The organism is Pseudomonas sp. Marseille-Q0931 (genome assembly GCF_940789645.1).
Taxonomy (GTDB): domain Bacteria; phylum Pseudomonadota; class Gammaproteobacteria; order Pseudomonadales; family Pseudomonadaceae; genus Aquipseudomonas.
Genome location: NZ_CALNWT010000001.1, coordinates 1,133,332 through 1,149,717 on the forward strand (window position 1 = coordinate 1,133,332; position 16,386 = coordinate 1,149,717).

The window sequence follows — 16,386 nt, forward strand, 5'->3', positions numbered from 1 at the left end:
GCTCCCACACAGTGAAACGTGCCAGCCCAGCGGCTGCCACGAAGCACCTTCAGTGGGAGCGGGCTTGCCCGCGAAGCTCTTTGACTCACGAACAACACCCTCGGCATTACTCTGCGCAACCCTGCTGGCGTTGTTCTTAACTGAACGGCTGGCCGTTCCATCGAGGAATTTTCATGCAAAGCCTGCATAAACTGCTGATGCCGGTGCTATTGGCCCTGCCACTCAGCACCTGGGCCGCCTACGAGCAGCAGTATCAGGCCTGCCTGAACGCCAGCGGGATGATCAACAATGCCAGCGTCGCAGGCTGCGCCGAGGGCGTATCGGAAACGGTAAAGAAGGAGATGAACCGCATCTACCAGCAGCTGTTCCTGAAACTGCAGCAAAGCGCGCCGGAAGATGCCGAGCAACTGCAAGCGGCGCAGAAGGCCTGGCTGATTTACCGCAATGGCCAATGCGATCTGCAGGGCAAGCACGTCGGTTCGCCGATGTACTACACCTGCCCGATGGAGCTGAACATCCAGCGCGTCGAGGAGCTGAAATTTCTGCTGGAGAACGGCGGCTAGCCCAGTAGTCCACGCAGATTGACGCTCGGTGCCAGCCAAACCTCCTCTAGCCCCAACCAGTGCGCCAGCGCACGCAGTGAATCGCCTAGCGCCAGGCGCGCCTCCTCGCTCAACACAGCTTCCTCTACGTGCACCGCATGCACCGCCAGGCGCCCAGCCGCGCGCTCGCTGCGCAGGTCCACCCGCGCCACCAGGCGTTCGTGATGCAGAAACGGCAGCACGTAGTAGCCATACACACGCTTGGCCTGCGGGGTGTAGATTTCCAGACGGTAGCGGAAGCCGAAAAGGCGCTCGGTGCGCTCGCGCTCCCAGATCAGCGAATCGAAGGGCGACAGCAAGGCGCTATGGCGCACACGCCGTGGAATCCTCGGCTCGCCCCGGCAATAGGCAGGCTGCCGCCAGCCTTGCACCGCGACAGCTCGCAACTCGCCCGCCTCCACCAGTTCGGCGATACGACGTTTGCTGTCGCCGGCATCGAGCCGGTAGTAGTCACGCAGGTCCTTCTCGGTCGCCACGCCCAGGGCATCAGCCGAGCGCAGCAACAGGCGCCGCTGCGCCTCATGCTCATCCAGCTCTGCATGGTTGAGCTGATCGGCCGGTATCACCCGTTCCGGCAGGTCATACAAACGCTCGAAGCCGCGCCGCCCGGCAACCGTCACCTCGCCTGCGGCGAACAGCCACTCCAGCGCCGTCTTTTCCGCGCTCCAGTCCCACCATGGGCCGGCCCTCTCCGTACGGGTGCTGAGGCTGCCGGCCCCGAGAGCGCCGCGCTCGCGCACGGCCTGCAGCACGGCAGCTATGGCATCGCGCCGCTCCGCACCGAATTTCGCCAGTTGGCTGTAGATGCCCCTGCCATCGGCAGCGCGGCGCATGCGCCAGCGCAGCAGCGGGTAGAGCTCCAGCGGCAACAACGAGGCTTCATGCCCCCAGTACTCGAACAGACGTCGGCGCCGCGCCCGGCCCCAGGCCAGTTCGTCGAGATGTTCGGCCTGGTAATGACCGAGCCGGGAAAACGCCGGCAAATAATGCGAGCGCACCAGGGCATTGACCGAATCGATCTGCAGCACGCCGAGGCGCTCTATCTGCGCCTGCAAGAGCTTATGGACGATAGCGCCACGCGGCGTACGGCCAAAGCCCTGCGCAGCCAAGGCCAGGCGCCGTGCTTCGGCCAGGGAAATAGAGTCTGTCATGGCGACTCAGCCTATCAGGCCGGCGCCGCGAAGGCATGGCGGAAGGTAAAGGCGTGCTCCGTAGCGCCGTGCTCGCGAACATGTGCCAGTCGCTCGGCCGCCTCGACCACGCTCGGGCGATGATCGACCGGCACCCACCACAGCACCTGGTGCATCTGCTCGACGCGCTCGAACCATTCACGGCGGCGCTTGAGCATCTCGGTGTGCGCGGATTTGTAGACGTAATCGCTGAGCGACTGCACGTCCTGCCAGACAGACATATTGACCAAAACATCGTCGCCAAAGGGGCGGATCGCCGTGGCGTCGCCCGCCTCGTCCTGCAAACGCCAGACGTAGCCTGGCGAGCTCTCGGCCAGGGCGTTGATGCGCTCGAGGTTGGCAACGAAATCGGCCATTTGCGGCGACTCAAGCGGCGCCGTCATCAAGGCGATGTTCAGTTGGGCCAGATGATAAGTGGGCACTTCACGCCTCCTTGCGCATGAATGATCAGGGTTGCTGCGGCACGCCACGCCAGTCGGCCAGGCGCCGACGCAGCCAGGCTTCGCTGCTGACCAGGGTGATGCCCGACAGCACCAGTACCGCGCCAATAACGAAGTTCAGGGTAAGTGGTTCGTCCAGCACCAGCACGCCAAAGGTCACACCGAACAGCGGCGTCATGAAGGAGAACACCGCCATATTCGAGGCCAGGTAGCGACGCAGCAGCCAGAACCACGCCAGATAGGTGAAGAACGACACCACCACGCCCTGGAGCACAATGCTGGCGATGGCGAGCGGCGTCCAACGCACTTGGTCAAGGTCGACTACCGCCAGCGCGTAGCCGAGCAGCAGCACGAAAGCCACCCCCAGCTGATAGAACAGCGTCAGCCCGGCCGGCGCCTCGGACAGGCGAGAACCCCGCACCACCACGGTGGTGGCGCCCCAGGCTATACCCGCGCACAGCCCCAGCGCGTCACCCAGCAGGATGCCGGCATCGATCTCCGCCCAGCTGCCGCCGACACCGAAAGCCATTACCACACCGCCGAAGCACAGCGTGATACCCAACCATTGCAAGCGTCGCAGGCGCTCGCTGGGCAGCAGCAGGTGCAGCCCCAGCGCCGAGAAGATCGGCGCTGTATACAGAAACACCGCCATATGCGAGGCCGTGGTATGACGCAGGCCCAAGGCGATAAAAAAGAACTCCAGCGCGAACAGCACACCCGCCAGCAGGCCGACCAGCAAGGCCGCGATGCCGGAACGCAGCGCCACCTGCAGCATCGGCGCAACATCGTCGGCAGCCAGCTTGATCGCCACCTGCTGACTGCCCCAGATGGCGCACAGCAACAGCATCAGCTGGAACAGAAAAGTGTCGGCGCCTTTGCGTACCGCGGTCATTCCACAGCTCCTGTCATCCCACTCATTTTCTCAACGGATCATCCCAGAACGGCCGCTCGGCTTCCTGTAGCACGTCGGCGCGGGACAGGCCCAGGTCCTTCAGCGCCATATCGCTCAACTGCGCCAACTGCTGCCGCTCACGAGCCAGTTGGCGCCAGCGCCGCAGCATACGCCAAACACTGGTCAATGACGGCAGTCGTTCAAAATGGATGGCCTGCGCCAGCGCGTAACCTTTTTGACCTTTCATCTTCTCGCCCTCCCTGTGGGGTTGGCGTCAGTGTCGGCCCGCGCTTATGATCAATCCAACGAATGTTTCTTATGTCATCCATCTCGAGGATTGATGAATGGCCTACCATCCCAGTATCGACACCGAGTTGCTGCGCAGCTTCGTGGCCATCGCCGACACCGGTGGCTTCACCCGCGCAGCGGAAACGGTCAATCGCACCCAGTCGGCCGTGAGCATGCAGATGAAGCGGCTGGAGGAAGATGTGGTGCAGCGCCCGCTGTTCGAGCGCGACGGCCGCCAGGTGCGGCTGACACCTGAAGGCCAGGTGCTGCTGGGCTATGCGCGGCGCATCCTCAAACTGCATGGCGAGGTACTCAATACTCTGCGCGAGCCACATATGGTCGGCGCCGTGCGCATCGGTACGCCGGACGACTACGTGATGCGCTTTTTGCCGGAGATTCTCTCGCGCTTCGCTCAGGCCTATCCGCTGGTGCAGGTCGAGGTTCATTGCGAACCGTCCGGCCAGTTGCTGCTGCGCCAGGATCTCGATCTGACCATCGTCACTCGCCAGCCCGGCAAGGAGATCGGCCAACTGCTGCGCCAGGAGCGCTTCGCCTGGGCCGTGGCCCAGGGTTTCGCGCCGCACGAACAAAATCCCATGCCGCTGGCCATGTTCAACGCCGATTGTTTCTGCCGCGAGTGGGCCTGTAACGCGCTGGATGCAATGCACCGGCCCTATCGCATCGCCTACACCAGCCCGAGCCTGTCGGCGATCTTCGCCGTGGTGCGCGCCGGGCTGGCCGTCACCGCGCAACTGCAGAGCCTGATCACCCCGGACCTGCGCATCCTCGGCGAAGCCGAAGGCCTGCCGCTGCTGCCGTTGACCAGCATCGTGCTACTGCGCAACGAGAGCAGCCAGTCACCCGTCACCGAATGCCTGGCCGAGCATATCATCGAGGGTTTTCGTCTATAGGCGGCCACCCGACTCCAGCGCAAGCAGCAGCGCGCAAAGCAGCAGGAAGCCGCAGAACAGGCTGCGCAGCAGGCGCTCAGGCAGCGAGTGCGCCAAACGCACGCCCCAGCTGATACTGAGCAGTCCACCGACAGCCAGCGGCACGCCCATCCACCAATTGACGTGGTCATGCAACGCGTAAGTGAACAGCGTGACCCCAGTACTGGGCAGCGCCAGCGACAGCGATAGCCCCTGCGCCACCACCTGGGTGGTGCCGAACACGCTGGTCAGCACCGGCGTCGCCACTACCGCGCCGCCTACGCCAAACAGGCCGCCCATGGCACCGGACACCCCGCCCAGCACGCCAAACCAGCCCCAGTGGTGACGCAGCTCGCCGCTGGCCGCCGCCTGGGCTATCAGCATGCGCAACAGGTTGTACGCCGCCAGCGCCAGCAGGAAACCGACGAAGGCCCAGCGCATGGTGCGCGAATCCACCTCCACCGCATACAACGAGGCCAGCCAGGCACAGAGGAAACTGGTGACGCCCAGCAGCAGTGCATGCCGCAGGTTGATGCGATTGCGCTGGTGATAACGCCAGATCGCCAACATCACGTTCGGCACCACCATGACCAGCGCGGTGCCCTGCGCAAGCTGCTGATCCAGCCCGAAGACAATGCCCAACACCGGAATGGCGATCAGGCCGCCGCCGATTCCGAACAGGCCGCCCAGGGTTCCCAGGCCCAGGCCCAGCAACAGATTCAGCAACAGGTCGAACAGATTCATGACACCTCCAGACAGTGCGCGCATGTTACTCAGTGGCGGCTAGCGCGGAAACGCACAACAACGCAAAATGGCTTTGCCGATTAAGCACAAGCAAGCACCATGAACCCCGATGCCCTAACCGATCAGCTGGAACTCTTCCTCGACGTACTGGAAACCGGCAGTTTTTCTGCCGCTGCCAGGCGTCACCCGCTCACGCCCTCGGCGGTTGCCCGGCGCATCGACGCACTGGAGCGCGCGATGGGCAGCAGCCTATTCAGCCGTACCACCCACGCCGTACGGGTGACGCCGGCGGGCCTGGCGTTCGCCGAACGTGCCCGGCGCATTCTCGCCGAGCTGCACCTGGCGCGTGCCGAGGTGGTATCGCTGACCAGCGCGCCGGAAGGTCTGATTCGCATCGACGCGCCCTCACCCTTTGGCCGTCGTCATCTCGCCCCGGCGATTGCCGATTTCCTGCGCGCCAATCCCGGGCTGGATGTGCAACTGCGCCTGATCGACAGTTTCATCGACCTGCAGGGCGAGCACTTGGGCGAAGTGGACATCGTCGTACGCATCGGCCCGCTGCCCGACAGCCGCCTGGTCGCCACGCCGCTGGCATCGATGACCCGCATCCTCTGCGCCAGCCCGGACTACCTGCGCCGCCGCGGTATTCCGCGTAGCCCGTTGGAGCTGGAGCAACACGACGGCCTGGACTGGGACAGCCTCGCGCCGCCCTATGCCTGGCGTTTCGAGGTGGACGGTAAACTGCAGCTGTGCAAGCCCAAGCGCTTGCGCCAGACCAGCAATAACGCCGAAACCCTGCTGTTCAGCGCCCTTGCCGGCCTGGGCATCGCGCACTTGCCCACGTGGATGAGCAGCGAGCACCTGCAACGCGGCGAGCTGATCCCGCTGTTCTGCGAGCAAGGGCTGCCGGCCACCGAGCCTGTATGCATCTACGCCCTGCGCCTGGAGCGCGAAGCCAGCCCGCGCACGCGCCTGTTGCTGAGTTTTCTCAAGCAGCGCTTCGGCTTCCCGCCGCCCTGGGATCAGGCGCTGCAAGCCAGTCTCGCCACCCCACAGCAGTAAGGCTTGTGTGGGAGCGGCTTCAGCCGCGATAGCGCCCTGAAAACCAGACACAAAAAACCCGGCGCCTAGGCCGGGTTCTTCGTAGCGTTCAAGCTCAGGCCGGAGCCTGGGTGCGGCCCTTGTAGGAACCGTCACGGGTATCGATCTCGATCCAGTCGTCGATATCGACGAACTCGGCAACCTTGATCTCGGTACCGTTGCGCAGCTTGGCAGGCTTCATCACCTTGCCGGAAGTGTCGCCACGAGCAGCGTTCTCGGTGTAGACAACCTGACGCACGATGGTGGTCGGCAGGTCGACGGAGATCACCTTGCCTTCGAAGAACACGGCTTCGCAGACGTCAGCCATGCCTTCTTCGATGAACGGCAGAACGCTTTCCAGATCTTCGGCACGCAGCTCGTAGGAGTTGTACTCCGGATCCATGAACACGTAGTCCTCACCGCTGATGTAGGACAGGTTCACTTCCTTGCGCTCGAGAATCACCGGCTCCATCTTGTCGTCGGCTTTGTAGACGGTCTCGGTCTTGGAACCGTTGAGCAGGTTCTTCAGCTTCATCTTGACGATGGCGCTGTTACGACCGGACTTGGTGAACTCGGCCTTCTGGATCAGCCACGGCTGGCCATCGATCAGGGCCACGCTATTGACTCTCATTTCTTGTGCAGTTTTCATGCGGATATCCGAAATATGCGGGAGGTACAGAAATCTAGGCCGCGTATGATAGCCAATTTCGGTAAAACTGTTCCAGCGCTGTGGCGAGGTCCGGCCGAGCGGCCTGCAAATCGCACCAGCGCTCGGCATGTTGCTGCAGCGTCGGCCATGCATTTTTCAGCTCAAGCCAGGCCTGCTCCATACCGCTTCCCTCATTCCATGCACGCCAGAAGGCGGCATACGCGGCCAATATTTCCGATGGCAGCTCAGCGCCATAAAGCGCGAAAAAAGCCTCCAGCTTGTCCCAGTGCGCCCCTTCTTCCTGCGGGTAAATGTGCCAGAGCAATGGCCGACCGGCCCACTGCGCGCGAATGAAGGAATCCTCGCCACGCACCGCATTGAGATCGCAGCACCACAGCAGACGGTCGTAATCGTCCTGCGCGACGAAAGGCAACACCTGAATCTGCAGACTGCCACGGCGATGCTGATCACCCGGTGCCAGCTGCGCCTCCCCGAGCCAGACTTGCAGATCGCCGAGAACCTTGCCCTGCGGCACCAACAACTGGCTCGACTGCGTATCAGCTGCAAGAGCGTCGAGCCAGCCCGCCAGCCCTGCATTCTCGTAGGCGAACAACGAAATCAGCCGCGCCCCGGCCTCACGCACTACGCCAAGCGAGCGCAAAAACGCCTGTTGCGCCGACGCATCGGCTTGAAAGGCGCGGCGTCGCGTCAGCAAGTCAGCCTCACGCAACAATCCCCCCGTGCCCGCTACGAACCCGGGAAAGAAGAAGAACTTCTGCAAGCCTCCCGGCTGCGGCGACGGCAAGCCATGACAGCCCGCCACCCAGTCCTCGGCACTGAGGTATTCCAGGTTCAGCCACAGACGTCTGGAGTCGTCAGTCATCGCCTCTATATAGGAAGGCGGCAACTGACAGGCAAAGGCCTCGATCACCACATCTGCCGGCGCTACCGCCAGGAACGGCTCGCGCCACTGGCGCACCTCGACACCCGAGTGGTGCTGCCACTCGGCGCTGGCACTGGCGCCTGGGCACAAGCGCACGAACGCATCCGGCTCATCGACCCACAGGCGCACCGCATGGCCCTGCTCGGCCGCCAATTGCCGGGCCAGCCGCCAGGTCACGCCAATATCGCCGTAGTTATCTACCACGCTGCAGAAGATGTCCCACCTGGCCACGCTGCGCCCCTTGAAGAAATGTTCGCCATTCTACCCGCCAGGCAAGAAAAAGCCCGCCAGAGGCGGGCCAAGGGGAGCGCTGGAGCAAGCGCGGGGTAAACGGGGGATCAGGCCAGCAGCGAATCGCTTTCGCGGCGAACGCCGCTGCTGAGTAGCCAGACAGCCTGGCAAGCCAGCGCAGCCTCGCGGGAAGCGAACGGGCCGGCCTTGGGCTGGCCATCGACCATCAGCAGCCAACAGGCCATATGACCATCGGATCGCAGCTCGGCAGGCACGGCACTACCAACAAGGGAAACCACATCGATACGGGACATAATGACCTCCAATCCAACTCAATCTCTGTTGGAATCAACTTTATGCCGCCGCCTCGCCAGGTAGAAATCAGTGCTTTCGATAATGACCATGGATATTGCCAATGGATAGCCGGATGGACTGAAGCCGGCCAGACACGAGTTCAGGCGAGCCATGACGCAAGCGAATACGCGACGTGCTGACGTAGGCCAGCAGAAAGACAGCAAACAAAAGCCCCGAGGACCTTTCAGCTCTCGGGGCTTGATGTATTGCGAAAGTGGCGGTGAAGAAGAGATTTGAACCCGTTTCGGTAGCGTGTCAGTCCGTGCCAAACCCGCTCATTACGGGTCTTGGACTCCCCTCACCTGCTCGATTCGTCGCTATTCGGCTCTAGATTTCGGCATCAACCTGCACGCAGCTCGTTGATCAACTCCGGGTGCCGGCCCAGGATCTTGAACAACTGCACCAGCGGTTGCGGTGCTTCCGTGCTGCCTCGCTCGTAGCGAGAAAACGCATTCGGCCCACCGCCGAACAGCTCTGCCGCTTCGCGCTGGCTCAACCGTAACTGCTTACGCACACTGCGAATCAGCTCCTGATTGCCGTCCTGGGCGTTCACCTGCTGACGAAACTCGTTCATGGCACGCATAACGCGCTCACTCTCCGTCGGCCCAGTCAGGGACTCGCCGCAGGCATCGCACCAGTCAGCCGTTACCGCAGTAATTTGGGTGGTCTGCCCCTTGTAGGTGAAGGGCATATCGCGGGTGTCGTGAACCAGTTCCGCCCCGCCGCATACTGGACATTTCATGGTCACTTCTCCTTAAAGGAAACGATCAGCAGATCGGCCACCAGCGTGAACTTCAGGTAGACCTGCCCGAATTCGGTATCGGGTCGGTAAACGTCCTGCCAGGTAGTATGATCCGCATGGGTTGTCATGCTCTTAAAAAAGTCGCGGCTGCTCAGGGCACTGATGACGGCCAGCATGTCGGCCATCTCCATACCCAGCTCAGCGCCCCCTTCAAGGGCTACGCGGGTGAAGCGATAACGCTGGTCGGCTACGGCCTGCTTCACTAGCTCAAGCTTGAAATGGGGTTTGCGCTTTTCCATGCCGCACAAAATAACCTTTTAGGTTAATTTCTTCAAGGGAGCATCCATGCCAGACGACAGCCGTACACGATTGCGCAACGAATTGCTTGCTCGTGCCGCATCCAAGCCAGCAGAGCCTGCTGATCGCCATTACTTTGACCATCTTCGTCAGCGCGTGCTGCACAAGAGATTATCCCGATGAGAAAGCCTAGGCTGCTCTGGTAACGTCGTGGCACATGCTTTTTGCCTTTCAACTACTCACTTCGTCTCGGTTTAACGCAGTGTTTTTGGCAAATCGCTACATAGTCGCTGGACAAACCTCGATGCAAGCAATAGCGTCTGGCCACTAATCCTTTCTATTCCACATGCTTGGAAAAAATGCGCCCAATCCCGCTTCACAATCCATGGCCTGAACGTCGGCGCAAGTTGCTGATGGCGTTTCTTTTGACCGTTGTAGCCATAACGTGCACTCGGCCAACTAGCTTAGTTGGATTGGCTATAGCGCTCGCAACCATCCCGCCGCTATGCCTCGCGCTTCTTTCTTTGCGCTGGTGGTGGCACCGAAAGTTTGGCGGCAGCAAATTTATGGTTTTGATTAGCTGGCTGCTTGCTATGTCTATTGTAATTGCTGCCCTTACCGTCAAGGATGTGCTATCTCCCTACATAGGTCATCACTTCAGCTAACCATAGGGAAATTCATAATTGATCAACGGACGATTACTTAAGCAATACGACATACCCCTTGCCCTGGGCATTACTCACCTGACAACAGCAGCGTTCCTGCTTAACAGTGGCGAATTTCTTCCGTCATGGGTCACGGCATACAGCTACTTCACTGCACTGACGTGCATCGTCTTCTGTCTGATTTTCAACCCCCACAAGGGTTTCCTAGCAGGCCTTGCCCTGGCGTTTGCCATGACGGTAATAATTAGGGCAATTAACATGTCACTTGTCAGCCTGCATGGCCCTGGAGTGGATTACCTGTTGGGACTGATGGATGCAGTAGTTGGCACAGTTGCTGTTTTGATCTACTCCAAGGTCAAGCCCAGCCAAACAATTGAAAACGGATTTGCTTTGGGGTGTACGGGAGCCTTGGGCGGCTATATTCTCAGCATGTTCTTTGCTTGCAATACCGTGCTGTATTGCGGCCCGGCTTTCTCTTGGGGATTTTAGTCACCCCATCGGATTAAAACTGCTCGCCGCAGAGCAATAGCGCGTCTTCATACGATCACTGCCTGCCTTGCGGTCACTGTCATAGCGGGCGCGCCAGGTTCTGCACTCTTCGTGAAAGTGCTGCTTGGCAGCCTTGCGGCATTCTCGGTAGTCGATTGATCCGCGCCGGTGATTGGCGCAGACGCTGGTGCCGTCGATGTAGTTGTTCACCGATAGCCATTCCGCCAGGTAGTTCGTGCCGCCGTTCCAGCTCTTGATCCACTTGGATGTATGCTCGCGGCTTACCTGGGTTTGTCGCTGCTGTGTCTGCTGGGGTGCTTGGGCTATGCGATGGGTTGCAGGTGGTGTGTAGGTGCTGGCCGGCTGCTTGGGCGTGTAGTTCTTGTCACTGAACACGTTCTGCGAACTGGCAATCGCCCTCGCCTTTTCTTCCTCTGTCCACTCCATCGAGGCGTATGGCTGAGGCTGGCTTACCGGCTCGTATGCAACCCGTTGCGCGGGTGGATCGACGGGGATAGATGGCAGCCTTATAGGCTCTTCCGGCTCGCTGTAGGGCTGTGGCGCCGGTTGCTGGCTGAACAGGGGTTTGCCCTCTACGTGGATCGCCTGCTTGAGCTGATCCACATTGATCACGATTGGCTTGGCAAACAACGCGATCACGCCCCAGGTAATCGCGGAGCCCACGCCCAGGATGGCCACCATTCGCCATGGGCCGGGCTTTTTCTTTCTGCGTAGATAGCCTGGTGCGTCTTCCCAGTCAGACTTCATCTTGCCTCCTTGCTTGGCCCGAAAGTAAATCGGGCAATTTCACTAAGCCATAATCTATATCTTCTCGAAATTTACTAAAACATCAAATTTCTGAAACGCCCGCCCCCCTATTGACACAGGAAGAAATTGCCCGCGCTCCATCTTCATAGAGGCTTGATGTAATTCGCAAACTCGCTTGGCCAAATTCAATCCTAACCCCTGCCCTTCGTACCCAACAGAATTCTTACCTCTAAACTCCCTATCAAATAAAAAATCCATTTCCTCATCAGAAACAGGAGGCCCATAAGAAGAGATCCTTACATCCAAACTATCATATCCGTGCTCCTCGAAGTACACATCAACATTGTAACCAGGCGGACTATATTTGACGGCATTCTGCAAAATTACAAAGGGAAGCATGTCAAACACGGATAGAGCCCTAGTACTCATGTGGGACTCTCCATGAAAATCAACAGACAGCTTTTTGTCGCTAATTAGAGGTCTTAAAAGGTAGCGAGACTTATCAAATTTCTTATAAACCACCGCATCATAGCGCACCTGCTTTGTGACAACCGCAGGATTAATTTCTATGTCTGTATAAGCAAGCCTCGCTGACAACATCCCACTGGCATGCAATATATTTTCAGACAATTCCTTACCCCTCGCAGAAACATGTGTATCTTGAGAGAGATTTTCTGATCTATCAGAAATTATTGCACTAAAAAGCCTAACCTCATGCAAAGTACTATTTAATATAGATCGCAGCTCGTAATTTTCTCTCTCAAGCCTTAATATTTTCTCGGAGGTCTTCTCGGGCCTCTTTTCATCTAGCCTGTAGCTAAATCGCTTCCTTGCCGCGCCTTCCATCAACTAAATACCCCCTTTATCCCCATTGCAATAGTAGTGGCCGCAAACTTAACTATTAGCGACTTTATTTCTGGACTGAGCGCACCAGCTGCCTTATCGGTGGCGATTCTATCTGGCTTACCATCGAGTATACCTTTGATATACGCCTGCTCTATTTAAAAATATCATAGCCATCAACCCCTTCTGCCGACAGCCTATTTCTTAGCTTCATCCATCTCAACCTAGGATTACCCAGCTCTTTCAAGGCGCCTTCAAGTTTATCCTGCCAGAGGTCAATACTTGTATCTTTTGGAAATATAACATCAGCCGCAGTCAGACTTCCATCTATATATTGATTTTGCGTTGAGTATTGAATTAAGAACTTATCAGGGTAGTGCTTCCTTATTTCTTTTAATACATAGAACCCACCACTATTTGAATTCGGCCTAAATGTTCTTCCAATCCCTCCAATATCGCACGCAACAATTGGATACGGCTCAGCTGTCTCTATAGTTTCTATATCTCTAAGATCCCGTATTACAAATCCCGACCTTCGTAGCGTATCAACCATAATCGGTGGATTATCATCTATGACTAAAACCTGAAATTTCGCCTTCAGCTCTAAAATAGGAGTATTCCCTGAGTCGATTGACTGCAGCCGAAGGGGGTTGCCTAATTCCAGATACATTATCCTCACCTTTCATCATGAGAAGACGATCAACTCAATGCCAAGCATATTAAGTTTGTCGGGCATACCAGCGCCTAGCTACCTCCGTTGTAATCGCTATCCCGCGTTTTGACTGGGCAAGTTTGAATTGGCCTGGTCATATTCAGGGCTTGTTTGCCCTGCATCTGGGGCAATTTTCCCGCTAGCCAGCCACAGAGCGTATTGAGGATAAACCTCAACTAGTACGTCTATTTCTTCTGTGCTTACTCGTACTGCCCCTTTGCTCACACTTTTCCAGCGCTCGTAGTCACCGCCATAGGCGCTGGCCTTCTTGGGGCCAAGCTTTTTAATCAATAGGCGAACCCTATCAGCAGCCCTTTCCATATAGAAATCTTTTTTCCAGAGAAATTGTTGCTCTATCTGGCGGACGGGTTAATAATTCCCCCAGAGAAGTATTTACTCCAATAGCTATTTATAGCTAATGGCACGAATAGTGACGGAACGAGCATGGAACTGGAAGAGCTGGAACCTTCGAAGCTGATAGGCCCGCAATAGGACGTGGAAACGTCGAGTACTGGGCCGACCGAAACGGCCTGACCTACGGCACCGCGCGTGCCTGGGCAATGAAAGGCGTTCTCCCACCGTAAAGCTAGGCAAGCGCCGCATGGTCAACAGCGCCCTGCTCCGCACCTGGCTGCTGGAGCTGACTGCGCGCCCGTATTGGGATATTCAGGCGACAGCGCCTGAAGCCTCGATATAAGGCAACGTCCATTCGCCCCTGTCAGGAAGCTGCGTGTACGCACCCTGTGTACGCATGGCGTTTAAAAAGTGATGGGCCAGAAAAGCAAAAACCCCTGCAGGTTTCCCTGCAGGGGCTTTGCGAAAGTGGCGGTGAAGAAGAGATTCGAACCCGTTTCGGTAGCATGTCATTCCGTGCCAAACCCGCTCAATACGGGCTTTGCGCTGCCCTCACCGTCTCGATTCGTCGCTATCAGGCTCTATGATTTCGACACTTTTTCGACACATGAGCCGGGTGTTCAGCTTACGCAGCTAAGCTTCGCTACCTGCGCAAATGCCTCTGATTCGATCACAGGCAGTGAATGAGGCGACTCCACTCGTTCCTTCAGCTTGCTAGAAAACTCCATGGCGGACCGCTGATCCCTGAAACACAGGGTCAACGAACCTGCACTAACGACCCACTGCTCAGACTCTCTGCCATCAGATTTTTCAATCGAAATATCCATGCTGCCTCCATAACACAAGGGTCTAGGTTGCAAAAATCTGGCAAAAAAAAAGACCAACCATACGGTTGGCCTTGCCTAAGAAGTATGAGCTGCACCAACTTTCATGGAGTGCACTAGTACTCTCGCTCTACCGCATTGCAGATTCATGACAATAGCCAGTTTTTTTCCAGTGTCCATCCGTCCGCTCGCTGATTCGTTGCAATATTTTAGAAACATTCGCTCAGTACCTTTCAGGCCGTCTAAACCGAGGGTTTCACCTTGATTCGCAATGTACGCAAGACGCTGGATTCCATCGCAACCAACAACGAAGACGCCGCTTTCACCCTGATGCGAGCTGCTGAGAACACCCGAGACGAGGTGCTACGCCAGCACATGCTCCGACTGATTCACCGCTTGAACCAAGACGCCGTAGACCTCCGCATTCTTCGCGATGAGGTATTCGACCCATCTGCTAAGCGCGCCCTATCAGTCAACATTTAGTGACCCTTTCCCACGCCTTTCACCGCTGCCGTCTGCCACCTTTCAAGCACTCAAGCAGATGCAGTCAGTACTTGGCGATTGGCATGACCGCTATCAGTGGTGCCTGCGCGCTAATCAAGAAGAAGACCTGCAAGGCCTGGTCCCTGTCTGGGAACAAGAGTCCGTCCAACTGCTGGCAGAGTCCGAACTGATTGCAGCTCGGCTGTCCTTGTTACTCCGGCCAGAGAAGAAAGATTCCGCCCCTCTGATTTAGCTCAGTAGTTTTCGCTATCAAGCTCATCGGTCGTGATTGCCCCTCTGATCACGGCCTTATTACCCCATTGGATTAAAGCTACTCGCCGCAGAACAATAGCGCGTCTTCATGCGATCACTGCTTGCCTTTCGGTCACTGTCATAGCGGGCACGCCAGGTTCTGCACTGTTCGTGAAAGTGCTGTTTGGCGGCTTTGCGGCATTCGCGGTAGTCGATTGATCCGCGCCGGTGATTGGCGCAAACGCTGGTGCCGTCGATGTAGTTGTTCACCGATAGCCATTCCGCCAGGTAGTTGCTTCCGCCATTCCAGCTCTTTATCCATCTGGAAGTACGCTCGCGGCTTACCTGCTTGGCTTGGCGCTGCTGCGTTTGCTGGGGTGCCTGGGCGATGCGATGGGTTGCAGGCGGTGTGTAGGTGCTGGCCGGCTGCTTGGGCGTGTAGTTCTTGTCACTGAACACGTTCTGAGAGCTGGCAATCGCCCTCGCCTTTTCTTCCTCTGTCCACTCCATTGAGGCGTATGGCTGAGGCTGGCTGACCGGCTCGTATGCAACCCGTTGCGCGGGTGGATCGATGGGAATGGATGGCAGCCTTATAGGCTCTTCCGGCTCGCTGTAGGGCTGTGGCGCCGGTTGCTGGCTGAACAGGGGTTTGCCATCTACGTGGATCGCCTGCTTAAGCTGTTCAACATTGATCACGATTGGCTTGGCAAACAACGCGATCACGCCCCAGGTAATCGCGGAACCCACGCCCAGGATGGCCACCATTCGCCATGGGCCAGGCTTCTTCTTGCTGCGTAGATAGTCTGGTGCATCGTCCCAGTCGCCTCTCATATCGCCTCCTTGCAGATTCCTAAAAGCTACTCTCCGGATTTATCCTCTAGGCGAGGGAATTCCGAACCACTAGGTAGCTCTTCTGCACGACTCTGAGTTCTCCATACAATATCAGCCACTTCTTTTATTCTATCCACTATAGGCTTAGCATCACTTCCTAGTTTGCCCACAACAACACCTGCGTCCCCAACCAGCCCCCAAAATCGATCAAGATCAGAGATTTTCTTATGTAATTCAGACTGTAACTTTTCCAGTCGAGCCAAGAGCCGCTGTTTATGTCCATCTTCTAAATCAGCCGAAGAGATCTGAACACGAAGTTCATTTATCAAGAGCTGAACCCTTTCCACGTCGCCTTGAGAAAACTCGTAAGAGAAAATATTCCCAAACATACTTCGAAAGTGGTTTCTATTTGCATCAAATCTATTTAAATCCAAAACCCCATTATAAAAATTATAGAGCTCATTTAGCCATGCCTGCGCGCTATTGCAGAAAACAGAGCGACTCGTTACGTCCACACAGTTCAGGGCAGGCGCCTCAGAAGCCAGGATATTTGCTTCTCTAGCCGCCTCTAAAAACATGTAAACCTCGCTCAATACAGTGTAGTCCTCTGTAGTCCAAGCGCTGCCTTTTTGAACCTCGCTCAATACTTCCCTGCATAGCTCAACTACAGTCGCAGCTGTCTCGCCCCTCATTCGCTCTACGAGCTTATTATCAAGCGCAATCATTTACTATCTCCCCTTTAACTTCTGTAGCCATGCTCTTTGATTAAGTGCACTTATACATG

22 protein-coding genes and 1 pseudogene are annotated in these 16,386 nt (G+C 57.3%); 6 read left to right on the forward strand and 17 right to left on the reverse strand.

The window, feature by feature from the left end:
* Positions 1 to 173 precede the first annotated feature (173 nt).
* Positions 174 to 563 carry a lysozyme inhibitor LprI family protein gene (locus P3C50_RS05435; RefSeq protein WP_275545167.1) on the forward strand — a complete coding sequence of 130 codons (390 nt, stop codon included), beginning with the start codon at positions 174 to 176 and terminating at the stop codon, positions 561 to 563.
* On the opposite strand, the gene P3C50_RS05440 is transcribed toward P3C50_RS05435, so the two are convergent.
* The 4 genes from P3C50_RS05440 to P3C50_RS05455 are packed head-to-tail and all read right to left on the reverse strand — an operon-like array spanning position 560 to position 3,371.
* Entirely contained in the window at positions 560 to 1,753 is a 1,194-nt protein-coding gene (locus P3C50_RS05440) for a winged helix-turn-helix domain-containing protein (protein ID WP_275545168.1), read from the reverse strand. The two genes, P3C50_RS05435 and P3C50_RS05440, sit on opposite strands and share 4 nt — an antisense overlap.
* A gap of 14 nt (positions 1,754 to 1,767) precedes the next feature.
* The gene (locus tag P3C50_RS05445) at positions 1,768 to 2,214 is read right to left on the reverse strand and encodes a DUF3291 domain-containing protein (protein WP_275545169.1); all 447 of its coding nucleotides are present in this window, start codon (positions 2,212 to 2,214) and stop codon (positions 1,768 to 1,770) included.
* A 25-nt stretch (positions 2,215 to 2,239) separates the two neighbouring features.
* Entirely contained in the window at positions 2,240 to 3,124 is an 885-nt protein-coding gene (locus tag P3C50_RS05450) for a DMT family transporter (RefSeq protein ID WP_275545170.1), read from the reverse strand.
* Between the two features lie 22 nt (positions 3,125 to 3,146).
* Positions 3,147 to 3,371 carry a DUF1127 domain-containing protein gene (locus P3C50_RS05455; protein ID WP_275545171.1) on the reverse strand — a complete coding sequence of 75 codons (225 nt, stop codon included), beginning with the start codon at positions 3,369 to 3,371 and terminating at the stop codon, positions 3,147 to 3,149.
* Positions 3,372 to 3,468: 97 nt separating this feature from the next.
* Between P3C50_RS05455 and P3C50_RS05460 the strand changes: the two genes are divergently transcribed.
* The gene (locus tag P3C50_RS05460; protein ID WP_275545172.1) at positions 3,469 to 4,323 is read left to right on the forward strand and encodes a LysR family transcriptional regulator; all 855 of its coding nucleotides are present in this window, start codon (positions 3,469 to 3,471) and stop codon (positions 4,321 to 4,323) included.
* On the opposite strand, the gene P3C50_RS05465 is transcribed toward P3C50_RS05460, so the two are convergent.
* Positions 4,318 to 5,085: a sulfite exporter TauE/SafE family protein gene (locus P3C50_RS05465; RefSeq protein WP_275545173.1), complete on the reverse strand. Its 768-nt coding sequence runs from the start codon at positions 5,083 to 5,085 to the stop codon at positions 4,318 to 4,320. The genes P3C50_RS05460 and P3C50_RS05465 overlap by 6 nt on opposite strands.
* 99 nt (positions 5,086 to 5,184) lie before the next feature.
* Here P3C50_RS05465 and P3C50_RS05470 point away from each other — a divergent pair, with 99 nt between their 5' ends.
* On the forward strand, positions 5,185 to 6,147 hold the full coding sequence (locus P3C50_RS05470) for a LysR family transcriptional regulator (protein ID WP_275545174.1): 963 nt from the start codon (positions 5,185 to 5,187) through the stop codon (positions 6,145 to 6,147).
* A gap of 94 nt (positions 6,148 to 6,241) precedes the next feature.
* Here the strand turns inward: P3C50_RS05470 and efp are convergent, their stop codons facing one another.
* The 5 genes from efp to P3C50_RS05495 form a co-directional block, all read right to left on the reverse strand.
* Positions 6,242 to 6,814 carry an elongation factor P gene (efp, locus tag P3C50_RS05475; protein ID WP_197855771.1) on the reverse strand — a complete coding sequence of 191 codons (573 nt, stop codon included), beginning with the start codon at positions 6,812 to 6,814 and terminating at the stop codon, positions 6,242 to 6,244.
* A gap of 34 nt (positions 6,815 to 6,848) precedes the next feature.
* Positions 6,849 to 7,988, reverse strand: coding sequence for an elongation factor P maturation arginine rhamnosyltransferase EarP (gene earP / locus P3C50_RS05480; RefSeq protein WP_275545175.1), 1,140 nt, complete (start codon positions 7,986 to 7,988; stop codon positions 6,849 to 6,851).
* Between the two features lie 107 nt (positions 7,989 to 8,095).
* Complete coding sequence (locus P3C50_RS05485) at positions 8,096 to 8,302, reverse strand: hypothetical protein (protein WP_275545176.1); 207 nt, start codon at positions 8,300 to 8,302, stop codon at positions 8,096 to 8,098.
* Between the two features lie 380 nt (positions 8,303 to 8,682).
* A complete protein-coding gene (locus tag P3C50_RS05490; RefSeq protein WP_183894914.1) occupies positions 8,683 to 9,084 on the reverse strand; it encodes a type II TA system antitoxin MqsA family protein in 402 nt (133 codons plus the stop codon).
* A gap of 2 nt (positions 9,085 to 9,086) precedes the next feature.
* Positions 9,087 to 9,383 carry a type II toxin-antitoxin system MqsR family toxin gene (locus P3C50_RS05495; RefSeq protein WP_275545177.1) on the reverse strand — a complete coding sequence of 99 codons (297 nt, stop codon included), beginning with the start codon at positions 9,381 to 9,383 and terminating at the stop codon, positions 9,087 to 9,089.
* A gap of 681 nt (positions 9,384 to 10,064) precedes the next feature.
* Here P3C50_RS05495 and P3C50_RS05500 point away from each other — a divergent pair.
* The gene (locus tag P3C50_RS05500; protein ID WP_275545178.1) at positions 10,065 to 10,535 is read left to right on the forward strand and encodes a hypothetical protein; all 471 of its coding nucleotides are present in this window, start codon (positions 10,065 to 10,067) and stop codon (positions 10,533 to 10,535) included.
* On the opposite strand, the gene P3C50_RS05505 is transcribed toward P3C50_RS05500, so the two are convergent.
* From P3C50_RS05505 to P3C50_RS05520, 4 genes are all read right to left on the reverse strand, one after another.
* The gene (locus tag P3C50_RS05505) at positions 10,536 to 11,303 is read right to left on the reverse strand and encodes a hypothetical protein (protein WP_275545179.1); all 768 of its coding nucleotides are present in this window, start codon (positions 11,301 to 11,303) and stop codon (positions 10,536 to 10,538) included.
* 54 nt (positions 11,304 to 11,357) lie between these two features.
* Positions 11,358 to 12,149, reverse strand: coding sequence for a sensor histidine kinase (locus P3C50_RS05510; RefSeq protein ID WP_275545180.1), 792 nt, complete (start codon positions 12,147 to 12,149; stop codon positions 11,358 to 11,360).
* A 151-nt stretch (positions 12,150 to 12,300) separates the two neighbouring features.
* A complete protein-coding gene (locus P3C50_RS05515) occupies positions 12,301 to 12,816 on the reverse strand; it encodes a response regulator (protein WP_275545181.1) in 516 nt (171 codons plus the stop codon).
* A 96-nt stretch (positions 12,817 to 12,912) separates the two neighbouring features.
* Complete coding sequence (locus P3C50_RS05520; protein WP_275545182.1) at positions 12,913 to 13,179, reverse strand: DNA-binding protein; 267 nt, start codon at positions 13,177 to 13,179, stop codon at positions 12,913 to 12,915.
* A 174-nt stretch (positions 13,180 to 13,353) separates the two neighbouring features.
* Between P3C50_RS05520 and P3C50_RS05525 the strand changes: the two are divergent.
* Positions 13,354 to 13,555 (forward strand): annotated as a pseudogene (locus P3C50_RS05525) (hypothetical protein).
* A 277-nt stretch (positions 13,556 to 13,832) separates the two neighbouring features.
* Here P3C50_RS05525 and P3C50_RS05530 read toward each other — a convergent pair.
* Complete coding sequence (locus P3C50_RS05530) at positions 13,833 to 14,039, reverse strand: hypothetical protein (protein WP_059391984.1); 207 nt, start codon at positions 14,037 to 14,039, stop codon at positions 13,833 to 13,835.
* Positions 14,040 to 14,297: 258 nt separating this feature from the next.
* On the opposite strand from P3C50_RS05530, the gene P3C50_RS05535 reads away from it, so the two are divergent.
* Complete coding sequence (locus P3C50_RS05535; RefSeq protein ID WP_064496020.1) at positions 14,298 to 14,519, forward strand: hypothetical protein; 222 nt, start codon at positions 14,298 to 14,300, stop codon at positions 14,517 to 14,519.
* A 312-nt stretch (positions 14,520 to 14,831) separates the two neighbouring features.
* Here the strand turns inward: P3C50_RS05535 and P3C50_RS05540 are convergent, their stop codons facing one another.
* Both P3C50_RS05540 and P3C50_RS05545 read right to left on the reverse strand, forming a co-directional pair.
* Positions 14,832 to 15,602 carry a hypothetical protein gene (locus tag P3C50_RS05540; protein ID WP_275545183.1) on the reverse strand — a complete coding sequence of 257 codons (771 nt, stop codon included), beginning with the start codon at positions 15,600 to 15,602 and terminating at the stop codon, positions 14,832 to 14,834.
* 26 nt (positions 15,603 to 15,628) lie between these two features.
* Positions 15,629 to 16,327 (reverse strand): hypothetical protein, encoded by a 699-nt coding sequence (locus P3C50_RS05545; RefSeq protein ID WP_275545184.1) that lies wholly within the window; start codon positions 16,325 to 16,327, stop codon positions 15,629 to 15,631.
* Positions 16,328 to 16,386: the final 59 nt, after the last annotated feature.

Bases quoted from the DNA above. Each gene is read 5' to 3' on its own strand.
- P3C50_RS05460 (WP_275545172.1), top strand. From the start codon at position 3,469: ATGGCCTACCATCCCAGTATCGACACCGAGTTGCTGCGCAGCTTCGTG.
- P3C50_RS05505 (WP_275545179.1), bottom strand. From the start codon at position 11,303: ATGAAGTCTGACTGGGAAGACGCACCAGGCTATCTACGCAGAAAGAAA.
- P3C50_RS05515 (WP_275545181.1), bottom strand. From the start codon at position 12,816: ATGTATCTGGAATTAGGCAACCCCCTTCGGCTGCAGTCAATCGACTCA.
- P3C50_RS05485 (WP_275545176.1), bottom strand. From the start codon at position 8,302: ATGTCCCGTATCGATGTGGTTTCCCTTGTTGGTAGTGCCGTGCCTGCC.
- P3C50_RS05545 (WP_275545184.1), bottom strand. From the start codon at position 16,327: ATGATTGCGCTTGATAATAAGCTCGTAGAGCGAATGAGGGGCGAGACA.
- P3C50_RS05510 (WP_275545180.1), bottom strand. From the start codon at position 12,149: ATGGAAGGCGCGGCAAGGAAGCGATTTAGCTACAGGCTAGATGAAAAG.
- efp (WP_197855771.1), bottom strand. From the start codon at position 6,814: ATGAAAACTGCACAAGAAATGAGAGTCAATAGCGTGGCCCTGATCGAT.
- P3C50_RS05435 (WP_275545167.1), top strand. From the start codon at position 174: ATGCAAAGCCTGCATAAACTGCTGATGCCGGTGCTATTGGCCCTGCCA.
- P3C50_RS05450 (WP_275545170.1), bottom strand. From the start codon at position 3,124: ATGACCGCGGTACGCAAAGGCGCCGACACTTTTCTGTTCCAGCTGATG.
- P3C50_RS05465 (WP_275545173.1), bottom strand. From the start codon at position 5,085: ATGAATCTGTTCGACCTGTTGCTGAATCTGTTGCTGGGCCTGGGCCTG.
- P3C50_RS05495 (WP_275545177.1), bottom strand. From the start codon at position 9,383: ATGGAAAAGCGCAAACCCCATTTCAAGCTTGAGCTAGTGAAGCAGGCC.
- P3C50_RS05530 (WP_059391984.1), bottom strand. From the start codon at position 14,039: ATGGATATTTCGATTGAAAAATCTGATGGCAGAGAGTCTGAGCAGTGG.
- P3C50_RS05520 (WP_275545182.1), bottom strand. From the start codon at position 13,179: ATGGAAAGGGCTGCTGATAGGGTTCGCCTATTGATTAAAAAGCTTGGC.
- P3C50_RS05455 (WP_275545171.1), bottom strand. From the start codon at position 3,371: ATGAAAGGTCAAAAAGGTTACGCGCTGGCGCAGGCCATCCATTTTGAA.
- P3C50_RS05440 (WP_275545168.1), bottom strand. From the start codon at position 1,753: ATGACAGACTCTATTTCCCTGGCCGAAGCACGGCGCCTGGCCTTGGCT.
- P3C50_RS05470 (WP_275545174.1), top strand. From the start codon at position 5,185: ATGAACCCCGATGCCCTAACCGATCAGCTGGAACTCTTCCTCGACGTA.
- P3C50_RS05490 (WP_183894914.1), bottom strand. From the start codon at position 9,084: ATGAAATGTCCAGTATGCGGCGGGGCGGAACTGGTTCACGACACCCGC.
- P3C50_RS05540 (WP_275545183.1), bottom strand. From the start codon at position 15,602: ATGAGAGGCGACTGGGACGATGCACCAGACTATCTACGCAGCAAGAAG.